Annotated in this window: 15 protein-coding genes and 1 pseudogene; 10 read left to right on the top strand and 6 right to left on the bottom strand. The window is 58.8% G+C overall.

Annotation, left to right across the window (positions count from 1 at the left end):
• Positions 1–129 precede the first annotated feature (129 nt).
• The 3 genes and pseudogenes from ACZYSM_RS18815 to ACZYSM_RS18805 all read left to right on the top strand — a co-directional run bounded on the left by ACZYSM_RS18815 (position 130) and on the right by ACZYSM_RS18805 (position 2,395).
• Positions 130–1,032 carry a chemotaxis protein CheV gene (locus ACZYSM_RS18815; RefSeq protein WP_489073387.1) on the top strand — a complete coding sequence of 301 codons (903 nt, stop codon included), beginning with the start codon at positions 130–132 and terminating at the stop codon, positions 1,030–1,032.
• A gap of 3 nt (positions 1,033–1,035) precedes the next feature.
• Positions 1,036–1,518 (top strand): GNAT family N-acetyltransferase, encoded by a 483-nt coding sequence (locus ACZYSM_RS18810; protein ID WP_489073385.1) that lies wholly within the window; start codon positions 1,036–1,038, stop codon positions 1,516–1,518.
• A 127-nt stretch (positions 1,519–1,645) separates the two neighbouring features.
• Positions 1,646–2,395 (top strand): annotated as a pseudogene (locus ACZYSM_RS18805) (YkgJ family cysteine cluster protein).
• 34 nt (positions 2,396–2,429) lie between these two features.
• On the opposite strand, the gene ACZYSM_RS18800 reads toward ACZYSM_RS18805, so the two are convergent.
• Together ACZYSM_RS18800 and ACZYSM_RS18795 are read right to left on the bottom strand one after the other, a co-directional pair.
• On the bottom strand, positions 2,430–2,687 hold the full coding sequence (locus ACZYSM_RS18800; protein ID WP_489073383.1) for a hypothetical protein: 258 nt from the start codon (positions 2,685–2,687) through the stop codon (positions 2,430–2,432).
• 152 nt (positions 2,688–2,839) lie between these two features.
• Positions 2,840–3,169: a type 1 fimbrial protein gene (locus ACZYSM_RS18795; RefSeq protein WP_489073381.1), complete on the bottom strand. Its 330-nt coding sequence runs from the start codon at positions 3,167–3,169 to the stop codon at positions 2,840–2,842.
• A gap of 242 nt (positions 3,170–3,411) precedes the next feature.
• On the opposite strand from ACZYSM_RS18795, the gene ACZYSM_RS18790 reads away from it, so the two are divergent.
• From ACZYSM_RS18790 to ACZYSM_RS18760, 7 genes are all read left to right on the top strand, one after another.
• The gene (locus ACZYSM_RS18790; protein ID WP_489073379.1) at positions 3,412–4,581 is read left to right on the top strand and encodes an efflux RND transporter periplasmic adaptor subunit; all 1,170 of its coding nucleotides are present in this window, start codon (positions 3,412–3,414) and stop codon (positions 4,579–4,581) included.
• Complete coding sequence (locus ACZYSM_RS18785; RefSeq protein WP_489073377.1) at positions 4,578–7,673, top strand: multidrug efflux RND transporter permease subunit; 3,096 nt, start codon at positions 4,578–4,580, stop codon at positions 7,671–7,673. Before ACZYSM_RS18790 ends, ACZYSM_RS18785 begins: the two co-directional genes overlap by 4 nt.
• Positions 7,674–7,682: 9 nt before the next feature.
• Positions 7,683–8,357 (top strand): heavy metal response regulator transcription factor, encoded by a 675-nt coding sequence (locus ACZYSM_RS18780; RefSeq protein ID WP_489073375.1) that lies wholly within the window; start codon positions 7,683–7,685, stop codon positions 8,355–8,357.
• Positions 8,332–9,711: a heavy metal sensor histidine kinase gene (locus tag ACZYSM_RS18775; protein ID WP_489073373.1), complete on the top strand. Its 1,380-nt coding sequence runs from the start codon at positions 8,332–8,334 to the stop codon at positions 9,709–9,711. The genes ACZYSM_RS18780 and ACZYSM_RS18775 overlap by 26 nt, the downstream gene beginning before the upstream one ends.
• A gap of 178 nt (positions 9,712–9,889) precedes the next feature.
• Positions 9,890–10,114, top strand: coding sequence for a hypothetical protein (locus tag ACZYSM_RS18770; protein ID WP_489073371.1), 225 nt, complete (start codon positions 9,890–9,892; stop codon positions 10,112–10,114).
• 195 nt (positions 10,115–10,309) lie between these two features.
• On the top strand, positions 10,310–11,629 hold the full coding sequence (locus ACZYSM_RS18765; RefSeq protein WP_489073369.1) for an OprD family porin: 1,320 nt from the start codon (positions 10,310–10,312) through the stop codon (positions 11,627–11,629).
• Between the two features lie 148 nt (positions 11,630–11,777).
• A complete protein-coding gene (locus ACZYSM_RS18760; RefSeq protein WP_489073367.1) occupies positions 11,778–13,283 on the top strand; it encodes a diguanylate cyclase in 1,506 nt (501 codons plus the stop codon).
• Between the two features lie 184 nt (positions 13,284–13,467).
• Here ACZYSM_RS18760 and lpxC read toward each other — a convergent pair whose 3' ends face one another.
• The 4 genes from lpxC to ACZYSM_RS18740 form a co-directional block, all read right to left on the bottom strand.
• A complete protein-coding gene (gene lpxC, locus ACZYSM_RS18755; RefSeq protein WP_489073365.1) occupies positions 13,468–14,379 on the bottom strand; it encodes a UDP-3-O-acyl-N-acetylglucosamine deacetylase in 912 nt (303 codons plus the stop codon).
• 112 nt (positions 14,380–14,491) lie between these two features.
• Complete coding sequence (gene ftsZ, locus ACZYSM_RS18750) at positions 14,492–15,679, bottom strand: cell division protein FtsZ (RefSeq protein WP_489073363.1); 1,188 nt, start codon at positions 15,677–15,679, stop codon at positions 14,492–14,494.
• A gap of 72 nt (positions 15,680–15,751) precedes the next feature.
• The gene (gene ftsA / locus ACZYSM_RS18745) at positions 15,752–17,014 is read right to left on the bottom strand and encodes a cell division protein FtsA (RefSeq protein ID WP_489073361.1); all 1,263 of its coding nucleotides are present in this window, start codon (positions 17,012–17,014) and stop codon (positions 15,752–15,754) included.
• 15 nt (positions 17,015–17,029) lie between these two features.
• Positions 17,030–17,896: a cell division protein FtsQ/DivIB gene (locus tag ACZYSM_RS18740; protein WP_489073359.1), complete on the bottom strand. Its 867-nt coding sequence runs from the start codon at positions 17,894–17,896 to the stop codon at positions 17,030–17,032.
• Positions 17,897–17,898: the final 2 nt, after the last annotated feature.

The following is a 17,898-nucleotide window of genomic DNA, read 5'->3' as shown; positions in this document are numbered from 1 at the left end:
TCGGTCTCATGTGGCGATCTGGATTGCGGGCATTCACCCTAAAGCCAGCCCGCAACAAGTCGATAACCCGTCATCGATAGCTGTTCTCGGCCCCGTTACCGCGAACCACCTTATTCACAGAAGGTTTTTATGTCCTCAACCAAAGCCCGCGCAGACTCACTCTCGCTTCTGCTATTTACCTTGCGCAGCGGCAAGCTGATGGCGATCAATCTGCTGAAAGTCAGTGAAATCATCCCCTGCCCGCCGCTGACCAAGCTTCCGGAGTCGCACCCGCACGTCAAAGGCATCGCCACCCTGCGCGGAGCCTCGCTGTCGGTGATCGATTTGAGCCGGGCAATTGGTGAAAAGCCGCTGGTCGACCCGGACGGTGGCTGCCTGATCGTCACCGACGTCAGCCGCTCCAAGCAGGGCCTGCACGTTCAGGCCGTGAGCAAGATCGTGCATTGCCTGACCACCGATATCCGCCCGCCACCCTACGGCGCCGGCGGCGTCAGGTCGTACATCACCGGCGTGACCTCGGTCGACGGCACCCTGGTCCAGGTATTGGATATCGAAAAAGTCATCCACGGCATCGCCCCGGCACAAATCGAAATGGCGCCGACCGAACTGAGCATGGAAGACGCCGAAGTGCTGGGTAACGCCAGGATTCTGGTGGTCGATGACAGCCAGGTGGCGTTGCAGCAATCGGTGCACACCTTGCGCAACCTCGGCCTGCAATGCCACACCGCGCGCAGCGCCAAGGAAGCCATCGACTGCTTGCTGGACCTGCAGGGCACTGATCAACAAATCAACCTGATCGTCTCGGACATCGAAATGTCGGAGATGGACGGTTACGCCTTCACCCGTACCCTGCGCGAAACTCCGGACTTCGCCCACCTCTACGTGTTGTTGCACACCTCCCTGGACAGCGCGATGAACAGCGAAAAAGCGCGCTTGGCCGGCGCCAACGCCGTGCTGACCAAGTTCTCCTCGCCGGAACTGACCAAGTGCCTGATCGAGGCCGCCAAATCCGTCGCGGCTCAGGGTATTTGAGCCTTGGCCGAGGACTATTGCCTGCTGCTGCGTCGAGACCTCGTTGAGGTTTTGTCGCCCGTCGCCTGGCCGACCGGCATCCGCCTGACTGATTACCGTCCGGAGCTTGCCGAGGCAGTTCATGGCTTGATGGCGCTGGGTTATCAGCAGGGCGGCGGTAGCGTGCCGGCGCTGGACATCTGGCGTAAAGGCTTTGAAAGCGATGCCGAGTATGACCCGGCGCTGTGCTTTATCGCCCTCGACGCCCAAGGGATTGTCGGCGTCGCCCAATGCTGGACCAGCGCCTACATCAAAGACCTGGTAGTGCATCCCCGGGCTCAAGGCCAGGGTATTGGACGAGCTTTGCTGATGCATGCGTTCCGGGTTTTCCAGCACAAGCGCGAAGGTTTTGTTGACCTGAAGGTGCTGGAAGAAAACCAACGCGCCAGGCGCCTGTATGAAAGCGTCGGGATGCGTGTGGTCCGCAGAGAACTCCTTCCCCTGTAACGCCGCGACTCGCCCGTCCGCCAACGCCCAATGACTGGCGCATAACTTGCTTCAAGACAGGCCTTTGCGGTGATCCTGCGGGTAATCCCGTCACCACTCTCGCCTATCAATTGCGGCCGGCCGTTCAATGAATACGACGTTTTCCTGCGTAGGTTGCGGCAAGTGCTGCAACGACCACCATGTCCCCCTGACCCTCACCGAAGCCCGCCAGTGGGCAGCTGACGGCGGCAACGTGATTGTGCTGGTGGAAGGTTTTCTCGGTAATGGTCTGGGCCTGCCGGTGCTGCAACGCGAGCATGCCGAGCGACGTTCCTGCGTGGTGCCCAGCGGTATAACCGAGGCTTATGTAGCGATCACCTTCGCCGCGTACAACGTCGGCCCCTGCCGGAATCTTGACGAAGACAACCTCTGCCAGATCTATGAGCACCGGCCTTTGGTGTGTCGCATCTACCCCATGGAAATCAACCCACACATCGCGCTCAAGCCAGCCACCAAGGATTGTCCGTCAGAATCCTGGGAAAAAGGTCCGGCCCTGATTGTCGGCGGCGAGTTGGTCGATAAGGAACTGGCCGATTTGATCCAGCGTTCGCGCCAGGCTGATCGGGACGATATTCAGACCAAGGAAGCCATCTGCGAACGGTTGGGCATTTGAACTACCGCGCTCAAGGGCGACGGTTTTACTGCTTACCTGCCGGACATGACGGCGTTCGCCATCGCCATCGACCAGATTGCAGCGCACCCGGCAGAGCATTCAGCCGGCGAGTGGCTATTTCATGTGTCAGGGACGGATATCGCCGAACAAGTGCGAGCAGCCGGGGCGCAGGTGGCGACGGCGGAGCCTGCCAACTATGCGTTCATCTCGTTGCGAGCGGCCTAGGGTTCGGCTCAGTGCTTTCACTGACTGCACTGACTCAGCGCTTACCCATCGAGCGACGGGTGCCAGGAGGCGCTGCGCCCGGAGTCTTGGTGTGGCCGTTCTTGGCGCCGTTTTTGTACCACGGCTGATTGGCGTTCTTCGCCGTGGCAAGCTCGCCCGGATTGAACGGGAACTTGAACGCGGGAATAGCGGCTTTGTCTTCGGTACCTGCGCTGGAGTCGACGCTGTTTTGCAGGTCAGCCTGTTCGTCACTCTGGACGTCAGCAGCAGGCAGTTGTTTAGGGGAAGTCATGAAAGCTCCAGGTGATGCATAAATAAGAGTCGGGCCAGATTGGCTGGCCGCGAAGGCCGCAGTATACCTGCCCGACTGGCACCCGCACGCTCACCTTCGGTCGTCCAAAGAAGAATTTTACGGGCCCGCTTTCAATCCTGGACGAAAGATTCCTACAGGTAGGTAATGGTGACGATGCCTTTATCAGACGTGGAGTCGACGCTCGCACCCGAGATAGGCAACCGTTCGAAGCTGGCGGTGAATGGAGTAAAGCCGTGCCTGCACGCATTCCCCGTGGTATTCACCGTCAGCGTAAGCTGAGGTGAAACCTCCACTCGCTGTGAATGCCCGGAAAAGTCCACCGTACCCGCACGCCCGACCTCGCAGCCCGAATCCACAATCTGACCGACAAAATTGATCTGCCCGGAACCACCTTCGGCGTGGGTATTCATGGCAAGAGGAAGCAACAAAAGCACGCTCGAAACTATGATTTTCAGACTCACTTCAAGCTCCCTTATTTTATGGCTCATCCAGGTCATACCCAAATGGCATATGGGCTTGGAAACTGCTGACCCGCAAGTTCTATACCCGCCTGCGCCGTCAGATCTTGAATCAGCATAGTCAAACGGCCATTACTGACAGCGCTGTCAGTTAGCAGTCACTTTGCTGACCGGGTTGGAGGGCTATAAGTAAGTCACTGAAACTGGCCAATCTCTCGATCACTTTGCCCTGGCGTCATACAAACATGCGTATTCAGAAAAAAACGGTGTTGATCGCGGGGTTGCTGATCGCCTTGGCCGCAGTGGCTGCCTGGTTTTTGAGCCGGCCTGCCGCGAACAAGCTGGCGGCGCCAACCGCGATTCCAGTACGGGTGATCAGCGTCATCGAGAAGGACGTTCCGCGCTATGTCAGCGGCATTGGCTCGGTGCTGTCCCTGCACAGCGTGATCATCCGTCCACAGATCGATGGCATTTTGACCAAACTTTGGGTCAAGGAAGGTCAGCTGGTAAAAAGCGGTGACCTGCTGGCATCCCTCGATGATCGCACTATCCGCGCCAGCCTCGATCAGGCCCGTGCTCAACTGGGGCAAAACCAGGCGCAACTGCAAGTGGCCGAGGTCAATCTCAAGCGATACAAGCTGCTGAGCGTCGATGATGGTGTCTCCAAGCAGACCTACGATCAGCAACAGGCGCTGGTGAACCAATTGAAAGCTACCGCGCAGGGCAATCAGGCGGCCATTGACGCTGCGCAAGTCCAACTCTCCTACACCCAAATTCACTCTCCGGTGACCGGTCGAGTCGGCATTCGCTCTGTCGATGAAGGCAACTTCCTGCGCATGAGCGATACCCAAGGCTTGTTCTCGGTGACCCAGATCGACCCAATCGCCGTCGAATTCTCCCTGCCACAACAGATGCTGCCGACCCTGCAGGGACTGATCAGCGCCCAGACCCAAGCCCAGGTCAACGCCTATATGGGCGCCGACACCGATGGCGAAACCGGCGACCTGCTCGGCGAAGGTCACCTGACCCTGATCGACAACCAGATCAACGCCAACACCGGCACCATTCGCGCCAAGGCCGAATTCAGCAACACCGGGCAAAAGCTATGGCCGGGACAATTGGTGACCATCAAGATCCAGACCGCCCTCGACAAAGCTGCCTTGGTGGTACCGCCAACCGTGGTGCAACGCGGCCTCGATCAGTATTTCGTCTACCGGGTCAAAGCTGACACAGTGGAAGTGGTGCCGGTGCAGATGGTTTATCAGGACAGTGGCCTGAACATCATCAAGGGCGTTCAGGCCGGTGATGTGCTGGTGAGCGACGGCCAATCGCGGCTCAAGGCAGGTTCCAGGATCGAGGTGCTGAATGAACCGCCGCAGGTCACTCAGACAGCGAAAACGGAGCCGCAACCATGAAGGGCCATGGCTCGGTGTCGGCCTGGTGCATCGACCACCCGGTCTCTACCCTTCTGCTGACGTTTGCGCTGGTGCTGCTGGGGCTGATCGCCTTCCCGCAGCTGCCCATCGCGCCGTTGCCGGAAGCGGAATTCCCGACCATCCAGGTGACTGCGCAGTTGCCCGGCGCCAGCCCGGACACCATGGCCTCCTCAGTGGCCACGCCACTGGAAGTACAGTTCAGCGCCATCCCCGGCATGACCCAAATGACCTCCAGCAGTGCCTTGGGCTCCACCAACCTGACGCTGCAATTCACCCTCAATAAAAGCATCGACACCGCTGCCCAGGAAGTTCAGGCGGCGATCAACACCGCCTCCGGCAAGCTGCCCAAAGACATGCCGAGCCTGCCGACCTGGAAGAAGGTCAACCCGGCCGATAGCCCGGTGCTGATCCTCAGCATCAGCTCCACGCAGATGCCCGGCACCGAACTCAGCGATTACGTGGAAACCCTGCTGGCGCGGCAGATCAGCCAGATCGACGGTGTCGGCCTGATTAACATCACCGGCCAGCAACGTCCGGCCATTCGCGTGCAAGTTGCGCCGGACAAACTGGCGGCCATCGGCCTGACCCTGGCCGATATCCGTGGGGCGATCCAACAGGCCAGCCTGAACCTGGCCAAAGGCGCGCTGTACGGCAAGTCGAGTATTTCCACTCTGTCGACCAACGACCAGCTGTTCCACCCCGAGGAGTACGGGCAACTGATCGTCTCCTACAAGGACGGCGCACCGGTCCACCTCAAAGATATCGCGAGGGTGATCAACGGTTCGGAAAACGCCTACGTCCAGGCCTGGTCCGGTGATCAGCCGGGGCTGAACCTGATCATTTCCCGTCAGCCCGGCGCCAACATTGTCGAGACCGTCGACCGGATTCAAGCAGCATTGCCGCACCTGCAGGCGATGCTCCCGGCCTCGGTGCAAGTGACAGTGCTCTCGGACCGGACCAAGACTATCCGTGCTTCGTTGCATGAAGTGGAAATCACCCTGCTGATCGCCGTGTTGCTGGTGATCGCGGTGATGGCGCTGTTCTTGCGCCAGTGGTCGGCGACGATGATTGTCTCCAGCGTGCTTGGCGTGTCTTTAATCGCCAGCTTAGCCCTGATGTACGTGATGGGTTTCAGCCTGAACAACCTGACCCTGGTGGCGATCGTGGTCGCCGTGGGCTTTGTGGTGGACGATGCGATCGTGGTGGTGGAGAACATTCACCGCCACCTCGAGGCCGGCGATGGCATGCGCGAGGCGGCGATCAAAGGCGCCGGCGAGATCGGTTTCACCGTGGTTTCCATCAGTTTCTCGTTGGTGGCGGCGTTTATTCCGTTGCTGTTCATGGGGGGTGTGGTCGGGAGGCTGTTCAAGGAATTCGCCCTGACCGCGACCTCGACCATTTTGATTTCAGTGGTGGTGTCGCTGACCCTGGCACCAACCCTGGCCGCTCTATTCATGCGGGCGCCAGTCCATGACGCCCATGCCAAAACCGGCTTCGGTGAGCGACTGCTGGCGCTCTACGAAAAAGGCCTGCGTCGCGCCCTCGCCCACCAACGCTTGATGCTCGGGATCTTCGGTCTGACCCTGGCCATGACCATTGTCGGTTACGTGATCATTCCAAAAGGGTTTTTCCCGGTACAGGACACCGGTTTCGTGCTGGGCACCAGTGAAGCCGCGGCCGACGTGTCCTACCCGGACATGGTGGCCAAACACCTGGCACTGGCGAAAATTGTCGGCGCCGACCCGGCGGTTCAGTCCTTTTCTCACTCCGTCGGGGTGACCGGCAGCAACCAGACCATCGCCAACGGCCGCTTCTGGATCGCCTTGAAAGACCGCAGCCAGCGCGACGTCTCGGCCAGCGAATTTATCGACCGGATCCGCCCGCAACTGGCCAAGGTTCCGGGCGTCGTTCTTTACATGCGGGCAGGCCAGGACATCAACCTCAGCTCCGGGCCGAGCCGCAGCCAGTACCAATACGTGCTCAAAAGTAACGACGGGCCGACCCTGAACACCTGGACTCAACGCCTGACGGAAAAGCTGCGGGCCAACCCGGCGTTCCGCGACCCGTCCAACGACCTGCAACTGGGCGGCAGCATTACCCACATCAGCATCGACCGCAGCGCCGCGGCGCGTTTTGGCCTGACGGCGACCAATGTCGACGAAGCGCTTTACGACGCGTTCGGCCAGCGTCAGGTCAACGAATTCCAGACCGAAATCAACCAGTACAACGTGATCCTCGAACTCGACGCCAAACAGCGCGGCAAGGCCGAAAGCCTGAATTACTTCTACTTGCGCTCGCCGCTCAGTGGCGAGATGGTGCCGTTGTCGGCGCTGGCCAAGGTCGATCCGCCAACCGTCGGGCCGCTGTCCATCGCCCATGACGGAATGTTCCCGGCCGCCAACCTGTCGTTCAACCTCGCGCCCGGCGTGGCGCTGGGCGATGCGGTGATCATGCTCAACAAGGCGAAGAATGACATCGGCATGCCGGCCTCGATCATCGGCAACTTCCAGGGCGCGGCCCAGGCGTTCCAGAGTTCGCTGGCCAGCCAACCGTGGTTGATCCTCGCGGCGCTGGTGGCGGTCTACATCATTCTCGGCGTGCTCTATGAGAGCTTCGTGCATCCGCTGACGATCATTTCAACACTACCCTCGGCCGGCCTTGGCGCCTTGCTGATGCTGTGGATCTTCGGCCAGGACTTCTCGATCATGGCCTTGATCGGTCTGGTGTTGTTGATCGGGATCGTCAAGAAGAACGGCATCCTGATGATCGATTTCGCCCTCGATGCCCAGCGTAAAGGTGGGCTTGCACCGGAAGAAGCCATCTACCAGGCCTGTCTCATCCGGTTCCGGCCCATCATGATGACTACCCTCGCGGCCCTGTTCGGTGCCTTGCCGCTAATGCTCGGCTATGGCACTGGTGCCGAACTGCGCCAGCCGCTGGGGATCGCCGTGGTTGGCGGGCTGCTGGTGAGCCCGGCGCTGACGTTGTTCACCACTCCGGTCATATACTTGTGGCTTGAACGGCTATTCCATCGGCCCAAACCAGCCCCGGTGCTGGCGACCACTTACTGAGGCGGGGTCATGCGCGTTCTGATTATCGAAGACGAAGAAAAAACCGCGGATTACCTGCATCGCGGTTTGACCGAACAAGGCTACACCGTGGACGTGGCTCGCGATGGCGTCGAAGGTCTGCACCTTGCGCTGGAAAGCGATTACGCGGTCATCGTGCTCGACGTGATGCTGCCCGGCCTCGACGGTTTTGGCGTGCTGCGAGCCCTGCGTGCGCGCAAGCAAACCCCGGTGATCATGCTCACCGCCCGCGAGCGCGTCGAAGACCGGATCAAAGGCCTGCGCGATGGCGCCGATGACTACCTCGGCAAACCCTTTTCCTTTCTCGAGTTGGTCGCTCGCTTGCAGGCATTGACCCGCCGCAGCGGTGGTCATGAGCCGGTGCAGATCAGCATCGCCGACCTGTGGATAGATTTGATCAGCCGCAAGGCCAGCCGGGCCGGCGCGCGCCTGGACCTGACCGCCAAGGAGTTTTCGCTGCTCAGCGTGCTGGCCCGGCGTCAGGGTGAAATCCTCTCCAAAACCGCTATTGCCGAGATGGTCTGGGACATCAATTTCGACAGCGACGCGAATGTCGTCGAAGTGGCGATCAAACGCCTGCGGGCCAAACTTGACGGACCGTTCGAAGAGAAACTGCTGCACACCATTCGCGGCATGGGTTATGTGCTGGAGAGTCGCGGTGTCTAACTCCATTGCCCTGCGCCTGAGCGGCATGTTCACCCTGGTAGCTTTGCTGGTATTCCTGTTGATTGGTTGGGCGCTTTATCAACAAGTCGACAAAGGCCTGGGCCGGCTGCCCGAAGCCGAACTGGTTGCGCGCTACAGCGTGCTCGAATCCGCCCTCAACCGCGATGGCACACCCGAACACTGGGTGAAGATCAACGCCAAGCTCAAGCTGCTCAGCGAAGAAGACAAACGCATCCGTTTCTGGGTGATCAGCGGTGACGCCGGCTATGAATATGGCGCCCCGGATGCACAACTCCGCGCCTTTGCCCAAGGACCTTTGGGCATGCGTGACTTGACCTTGCCGGATCATCCTTACCCGCTGAAAGTGTTGGTCAGCCAACTCCCGGCCAAGGACCCGCAACCACCGCTGCGCTTTCTGATTGGCATCGACACCGAGACCTTCTCCCAGACCCAGCATCACTTGCTGATCGCGCTGATCAGCCTGGCCATCATCGGCGTGTTACTGGCCTCAGCGTTGGGCTACTGGGTTGCGCGAATCGGTTTGAAGCCGCTGATCAAATTGTCCCAGGAAGCTCAACGTCTGGCGCCGCCGCTGCTGTCTGGACGCCTGCAACTGTCGCCGCTGCCACCGGAACTCAACCAGTTCGTCAGCGCCTTCAATTCGACCCTGGAACGGGTGGAGCAAGCCTATTCACGCCTTGAGTCGTTCAACGCCGACGTGGCCCACGAACTGCGCTCGCCGCTGACTAACCTGATCGGCCAGACCCAGGTCGCGCTGACGCGCGGCCGTTCGGCCGAACACTACTTCGAAGTCCTGCAATCGAACCTCGAAGAGCTTGAGAGACTGAGGTCGATCATCAATGACATGCTGTTTCTGGCCAGCGCCGACCAGGGCAGCAAAGCCACCAAACTCGCCTCGACGTCACTGGCGGATGAAGTCGCGACGACCCTGGACTATCTGGATTTCATCCTCGAAGACGCTCAGGTGAAAGTCGAGGTCAGCGGCGACGCCAATGTGCAAATCGAGAAAGCCCATCTTCGTCGGGCGCTGATTAATCTGCTGAATAATGCGGTGCAGCACACCGCACCCGGACAAACCATCCGCGTACAGATCGAGGTCCAGGAACACCAGGTCGCCATCGGTGTCGCCAACCCCGGCGAGTCCATCGCCAGCGAACACCTGTCGCGGCTGTTCGAACGTTTCTATCGCGTCGACGCCTCACGCAGCAACAGCGGCGCCAACCACGGATTGGGACTGGCCATCGTCAAGGCCATTGCGTTGATGCATGGCGGTGATGTGTTTGTGCGCAGTGATGACGGGATGAATACGTTCGGGATCTATCTGCCCCTATAAACGCGCTCGACGTGCTTCTGATGAATGATCGTTCCCAGGCTCCGCGTGGAAATGATCTGACTCCTGACTATTACCGTAGAAGCAATAGTCCTTTATGCAATCCGCTCTTTTTCCCGACGCTTAAGACCGTTACTTTTGCCACACCAACTATCACTTGCTCAGCAAGAAGGTCTTCAAGATGTCCAACACTATGGGTATTGCCAGCGCTTTCGTTTTGTCTTCTCTGTTCCTGTCGCCATTTGCCATGGCCGAAGAGTCTCCAGCATTCATCGCGCACAATACCGCGCGCTCCGATGCCTTCGAAAAGTCCCAGGCCGAGTTGACCGCCAAGGCGCAGAACCCTGAGCAATCCCGGAAAGCATCAGCCAGCCAGGCGCAACCGCGGGTTGAGAAAGACAGCTGATCAGCACTATCGCTCTGTTTCCCACGACACTTTTCAGGGCTCTTTCCCCTGAGAAGTTGTCTTAAAAGCCGCTGCTATCAGCGGCTTTTTTTTCGTGGTTAAAAACAACCAGGCCGCTTCGTTTTAACTAATAAGAAACACCTGAGTTATTCAAAACAATAACTGCCGTTATTGATCAAAGGAGTTCTACCTCACGTGAGTTTTTCACTCAAGTTCAGCCCACTATTCATTGCAGTGGCTGCAACGATCGTCCCCAACGTCCACGCGGCAGACGACTCAACCGATGGGTTAGTCGAAGGTTCCAGTCTCAAGCTCAACGCCCGTAACTACTACATGAACCGTAACCGTCACCAAAACACGGATGACAACATTGAATGGGGCCAGGGTTTCCTGGGGATTTTCGAATCCGGTTACACCCAGGGCAGCGTCGGTTTCGGCCTTGATGCCCACGCCATGCTGGGGCTCAAGCTCGACGGCGGTGGCGGCACCGACAGCTCGAGCATCCTGCCCATCGGTAGTGGTAACGGCAAAGCGCCGGCTTCGTTCTCTACCGCTGGCGGCACGCTGAAAATGCGCGCGTTCGACACCGAACTGAAGGCCGGTGACCTGTTCCTCAACAACCCGGTAATTGCTGGCGGCCAGACCCGCATGCTGCCGCAGACCTTTCGCGGCGTGAGCCTGACCAACCACAGCATCAACGGTTTGCTGATCGAAGGAGGCCAGGCCAGCTTCACCAAACTCTACAACCAGAGCGGCCACCAACGCATCGGCACCTCTTATGGCACGTTGCCGGACGGTGATGAGAGCCAGCACCTGAACTGGGCCGGCGTAGCGTGGAGCGGCCTTGCGGGTTTGACCAGCAGCCTGTACGCGTCTGAGCTCAAGGATATCTGGAACCAGTACTACTACGACCTGGACTACACCTACGCGGTGAACGAACTGGTCAGCCTCAACCCGGGCCTGCACTTCTATCACACCCAGGACACCGGCGAGGCACTGCTCGGCACCATCGACAACAACACCTACAGCCTGCATTTCACCGTCGGCGTCGGTAATCACAGCGTCACCGCCGCCTACCAACGGGTGAATGGCAACACGCCGTTCGATTACATCACCCAGGGCGACAGCGTCTATCTGGACAACTCTCAGCAGTACTCGGACTTCAACGGCCCGAACGAACGCTCGTGGAAGCTCAAGTACGCCTATGATTTCGTCGGTCTCGGCCTGCCGGGTCTGACCTCAGCCGTATCGTATTCGCGTGGCGAACTGGACCTGACCAAAGTCGATCCGCAGAGCGCTGGCTACGGCAAGACCTGGTACAGCGCCGACGGCAAGAACGCCAAACACTGGGAACGTGACGTCGATCTCAAATATGTGGTCCAGGGTGGTACAGCCAAAAATCTGGCGGTGCACTTACAGTGGGCGACCAGCCGTGGTGGCGACGGTTACTCATCGGTGGATCAGGATGTCGACGAATACCGTGTGATCGTCGATTACCCACTGAATGTGTTCTAAGCTCAGCTAAGCAAAAGGCCAGCACGTTTTGCTGGCCTTTTTTATGCTCGGGATTTATACATGCGCCATAGGCGTAACAGGTCTCTGTCACTCTGCCCGCTTCCTTTGCAACAACTTCATTACCGCCAAGCCAGCAGAAGCCAGAACCATGAGTGTGAGTAGTGCGACATCCCTGCACCTGCCCCCCGTCAGCCGGTCGGAGTGGATTCTGATTCTCGGCAGTTCGCTGACCGTGATTGCCATTCTGAGCATCGTGACCTTTCTGCTGATCCGCGAACACCGAAGTGCCGAGCTGGCCGCGACCCGTGCTGCCTCCAACATCGTGCGGTTGATCGACGCCGATGTGCTGCGCAACATCGAGCTCTATGACCTGTCCTTGCAGGGATTGATATCCGCTTCGCAGCGTACCGACCTCACGATGGTTTCCCCGCAAATACGTCATCTGGCGATGTTCGATCGAGCAACTGCCGCCCCTCATAAAGGCGACATTCTGTTACTCGATCAACGCGGCAACGTCATCGCCGACTCGGCGTCAGTTGAACCGCGGGCGGGTAACTACGCCGACCGTGAGTACTTCCAGTCCCATGTACAGAATCCCGACAGCGGAATGTTTATCAGCCGTCCGTTCAAGGCCAGACGCGCTGATCACGACTGGCGCATCAGCTTCAGCCGACGCGTTTCCTCCCAACAGGGCGAGTTTCTCGGTGTCGCTGAAGCGGCCATGCGCCTGAGCTACTTCAATCAGTTGTTCAGGAGTTTGAGTATCGATCGTAACAGCTCGGTTAATCTGATCAGCACCGACGGTGTCCTGCTGGCCCAGGAGCCGACCCTGGCCGATGACCTGATCGGAAAGGACTTCAGTAACCGACCCAACTTCATGCGCATTCTGCGAGAAGGCAATGGCAGCTTCAGCAGTGTCTCGAGCCGCGATCGCCAACAGCGGCTGTACACCTTCTCCCGGGTTGGCAAACTGCCATTAATCGTCGTGGTAGCGCTCTCGACCGATGAAGTACTTGCCCCATGGAAGCGCACCGCAGTACTGATCAGCAGTGCCACCGGCGTGCTCTGCATCGGCCTGCTCTGGCTGACCTGGCTGCTGTGCCGCGAGCTGCGTCTGCGCCACAACGCCGAGCAGGAACTGGCGCAACTGGCCGCTACCGATGCGCTGACCGGCGTGGCCAACCGTAGAGCACTGGATCATGTACTCAGCCGTGAATGGGCTCGTGCGCAGCGTTCGGGCAAGCCGCTGTCGGTGCTGATGATCGATGCGGATCATTTCAAGGCGTTCAACGACCGGCACGGCCATCAGGTCGGTGACGAGGCGCTGCGCACGGTCGCCAGTGTGATCAGCGAGAATATCCGTCGCCCGGCGGACCTTGCCGCCCGTTATGGCGGCGAGGAGTTTGCCGTGGTCCTGGCCGAGACCGATACCCTCGGCGCGTTACGCATTGCCGAGAACATCCGCGCCGCCGTCGAAATGCTTGCGCCGATCAATGGCGACACATTGCCAATCACGGTGAGCATCGGCCTCAGCACTTGGTCAGGAGCCCCCGGGGAAAGCCTGGAAACACTGCTGTTCACCGCCGACAAAGCACTCTATCAGGCCAAAGACAGTGGGCGGAATCGGGTGGTGGCGGGCAAATTCACGTTGTGAATACCGGCCTCATCGCGAGCAAGCTCGGCTCCTACAAGACCTGTGCAAAACCTGTAGGAGGCGAGCTTGCTCGCGATGGGGCCCTGATAGGCGCCGCCAAAAATAGAGACAGCCACTTTCCGTCAGCCATAAAAAAAGGCCACCTGAAGGCAGCCTTTAAAAACAAAAGGAAAGAGAGTGTTACTTACACCGCCGCGACGGGACGCATGTAAGAGATCGGTGCAGTGCTGGCATCTTCGAAGGTCACGACTTCCCACGCATCTTTCTGCTCAATCAATTTGCGCAGAAGCTGGTTGTTCAGTGCATGCCCCGACTTGAAGCCGCGGAACTCACCTATCAGGCTGTTGCCCAGCAGGTAGAGGTCACCAATTGCATCGAGGATTTTGTGCTTCACGAATTCGTCTTCATAGCGAAGGCCGTCTTCGTTCAGTACACCATCCGCGTCGACCACGATGGCGTTTTCAACGCTACCGCCGAGTGCGAGGTTGTGCTTGCGCAGGTACTCGATATCACTCATGAAACCAAAGGTCCGGGCGCGGCTGACTTCTTTTACGAACGAAGTGCTGGAAAAATCCACGCTGGCACTTTGAGTGCGGTCACGGAACACCGGGTGATCGAAATCGATCTCAAAGCTCACTTTGAAGCCTTCGAAAGGGAGGAAAGTGGCGCGCTTGTCGCCGTCTTCCACAGTCACTTCACGCAGGATACGGATGAACTTTTTAGCTGCGTCCTGTTCTTCCAGGCCGGCAGATTGAATCAGGAATACGAAGGGTCCAGCGCTACCATCCATGATCGGGACTTCGGACGCGGAGAGCTCGACGTAGGCGTTATCGATGCCCAGGCCAGCCATGGCTGAGAGCAAGTGCTCCACCGTGTCCACTTTGGTGTCACCGTTGACCAGTGTGGTCGACATTGTGGTTTCACCAACGTTTTCCGCGCGAGCAGGAATCTGCACCACAGGGTCCAGGTCGGCACGACAAAACACAATGCCGGTGTCTACAGGTGCAGGCTTGAGGGTCAGGTATACCTTCTCCCCGGAGTGCAGACCTACACCTGTGGCACGGATAATATTTTTCAGGGTGCGTTGTTTAATCATGGCTTGGGCCGCTTCAGCGCAAATTGCGAACTGGTATCAACAAAGGCTGGCGATAATAGCAGACCAGACCTTTGCTGAACACCAATCACCCTAATACCCCTGATACATTCCATCAATCGGCCTGGCGACGCAGAAATGCCGGAATGTCCAGATAGTCTAGATCATCCTGTGGATTCATCTTCGCCGCAGTCGCAGCACTGGCCTGAGCCTGGTTGCGCATAACGGTTGGACGGTCCAGATCGCGGTAGTTCACCGACGGCATTTCCTGACGCGAAGGTGCTGGCGATTGAGCGGCCATGGAGGTATGAACAGTATTGTCGATGACCTTCACAGGCTTCTCGATTTTAGCGCCCAGACCTGTGGCAACCACCGTCACGTGCAGTTCGTCGCGCATGTCCGGATCGATAACAGTACCGACCTTGACCATTGCGTGCTCGGAAGCGAACGCTTCGATGATACTACCAACGTCCGAGTACTCACCCAGAGACAGGTCAGGACCGGCAGTGATGTTCACCAGAATACCGCGTGCACCTTGCAGGTTCACGTCTTCGAGCAACGGGTTGCGGATGGCCGCTTCAGTCGCTTCACGTGCACGGTTCGGACCGCTGGCGCAACCAGTGCCCATCATCGCCATGCCCATTTCGCTCATCACGGTACGCACGTCAGCGAAGTCGACGTTGATCATGCCTGGGCGCTTGATGATGTCGGAGATACCGCGAACGGCACCGGCCAAAACATCGTCAGCCTTGGCAAAAGCCGACAGAAGGCTGGCGTCTTTACCGAGGATGGTCAGCAGTTTCTCGTTGGGAATGGTGATCAACGAGTCGACGCTTTCGGACAGCAGACGGATGCCTTCATCGGCGATCTGCATGCGCTTGCGACCTTCGAACGGGAACGGACGGGTCACCACTGCAACGGTGAGGATGCCCATTTCCTTGGCCACTTCGGCAATGATTGGCGCAGCACCGGTACCGGTACCACCGCCCATGCCTGTGGTGATGAACACCATGTTGGTGCCCTGCAGCACTTCGGCAATGCGCTCACGGTCTTCCAGAGCGGCCTGACGACCCACTTCAGGATTCGCGCCAGCACCCAGGCCTTTAGTCACGCCAGTGCCCAATTGCAGGATGGTCCGCGCGCCGATGCTTTTCAGCGCCTGGGCATCAGTGTTGGCGCAGATGAATTCCACACCTTCAATGTTGCTCTTGACCATATGGTTGACAGCGTTGCCGCCGCCACCGCCGACACCGATAACTTTGATTACCGGGCTTGCGGGGATGTTGTCTACGAGTTCGAACATTTTCCCTCTCCTTTCATTTCTCTAGTTTTTTCGCCTACTGCTGCCACTTTGAAACTGTCTTGCGATAAATCTTTAGAAGTTGCCCTGAACCCAGCTCCTGAGACGATCGAACAGTGGGGTTTTAGCCTCGTCACTGTTGTAGCTGTCTCGATTGCTGCTGATCCCGGAAAAGGACACGCCATCGGACTGTTTTTGCAGCCCGTACATCAGCAAGCCCACACCGGTGGAATAAATCGGGTTGCGCACGACATCGTCGAGCCCTTTGACACCGTGCGGTACGCCCAGGCGAACCGGCATGTGGAAAATCTCTTCGGCCAGTTCGACCGCGCCTTCCATCTTCGACGTACCACCGGTCAGCACGATGCCGGCCGGGATCAGGTCTTCGTAGCCACTGCGACGCAGTTCGGCCTGAATCAGCGTGAACAGCTCGTCGTAACGCGGCTCGACCACTTCGGCCAGGGCCTGACGGGACAGCTCGCGCGGCGGACGATCACCGACGCTCGGGACCTTGATGGTTTCACCGGCACCGGCCAGTTTGGCCAGGGCGCAGGCATAGCGAATCTTGATTTCTTCGGCGTACTGGGTCGGAGTGCGCAACGCCATGGCGATGTCGTTGGTCACTTGATCACCGGCAATCGGGATCACCGCGGTGTGACGAATCGCGCCTTCGGTGAAGATTGCGATATCAGTAGTGCCACCGCCGATGTCCACCAGGCACACGCCCAGCTCTTTCTCGTCATCGGTCAGGACCGAGTAAGCGGAAGCCAGTTGCTCGAGAATGATGTCGTCGATTTCCAGACCGCAGCGACGCACGCACTTTTCAATGTTCTGTGCCGCGTTCACCGCGCAGGTGACCACGTGGACCTTGGCTTCCAGACGTACGCCGGACATGCCCAGAGGCTCACGCACACCTTCCTGGTTATCGATCACGTAATCCTGCGGCAAGGTGTGCAGCACGCGCTGGTCAGCCGGAATCGCCACAGCCTGGGCCGCATCGAGTACTCGCTCAAGGTCCGCCGAGCTGACTTCGCGATCACGAATCGCCACGATGCCGTGGGAGTTCAGGCTGCGAATGTGATTGCCCGCCACACCGACGAACGCCGAGTGAATGCGGCAACCGGCCATCAATTGCGCTTCTTCGATAGCGCGCTGGATCGACTGCACGGTGGACTCGATATTCACCACCACGCCCTTCTTCAGGCCGCGCGACGGATGCGTGCCGATACCGACGATTTCCAGCGTGCCATCGGCCGAGACCTCGCCCACCAGCGCTACCACTTTGGAAGTGCCGATATCCAGACCGACGATCATTTTGCCGCTTTGCACATTAGCCATTGGTCCTGCCTCTTCTTAATTCTTCGCGACAGCGGGTTGGGCCGTCGTGGGCGCTACAGGTTCCCGCCAGCCTACGGCGAGGCCGTTGGCATAGCGCAGATCGATGCGCGCAATGTTCGTAATCTGTTCTTTCAGCGTTTTTTCATAGATGGCAATGAAGCGGCGCATCTTTTCAACCAGGTAACCGCGACCCAACAACAGTTCGATCCCCGGGCCGGCGCTGCCTGCACCGGTGGTCAGAAACCAGCTGCCACGTTCACGCAACTCCAGACGGGCAATCGAAAAGCCCATCGGCCGAAGCATCTGGCTCAACACCTGATACTGCTGCATCACTTGCTGTTGAGCCCGCTGCGGGCCGAACAGCTGTGGCAAGTGTTCGTAGTTCGCCAGCTCACGCGGGGTGAACGCCTCGCCTTGGTTGTTCAACAGCGCTTCATCGCCCCAACGGGCCACGGGCAGTTGTTCTTCCAGGCGAATCACTACTTGATCAGGCCAGACGCGACGCACTTCGGCGTGGGCAATCCACGGCATTTTTTCAAGTTCGGTACGCATGCTCTCCAGGTCGATGGTGAAGAAGCTCGCCGCCACGTAAGGGGCGATTCGCTGCTGCACGGCTTGCTGGCTGATGTAACTCAAATCACCCTGGACGTTGATCTTGGTGATTGGCCGATCGGCATAAGGCAGCAAACGCTGCGCGCCTTCGTAGGTACCGAAGCCCAGAGCCACCAACAGCACCGGCCAGAACAAGGCCTTGAGGAAACCGAAATTGGCTTTCGGCAGGCGCACCGACATCGGCTCTTTAGCCACCATACGGCTGGCACCACGCGGCACCGGCTTACGGCCGGGGACGGGTTGCTGATGACGTAGCTGGGCGCCTTGCATGG

Source organism: Pseudomonas sp. F220, from assembly GCF_057813935.1.
The sequence above is the reverse complement of the archived record's forward strand: the minus strand, read 5'-3'. Positions and strand labels throughout refer to the sequence as shown.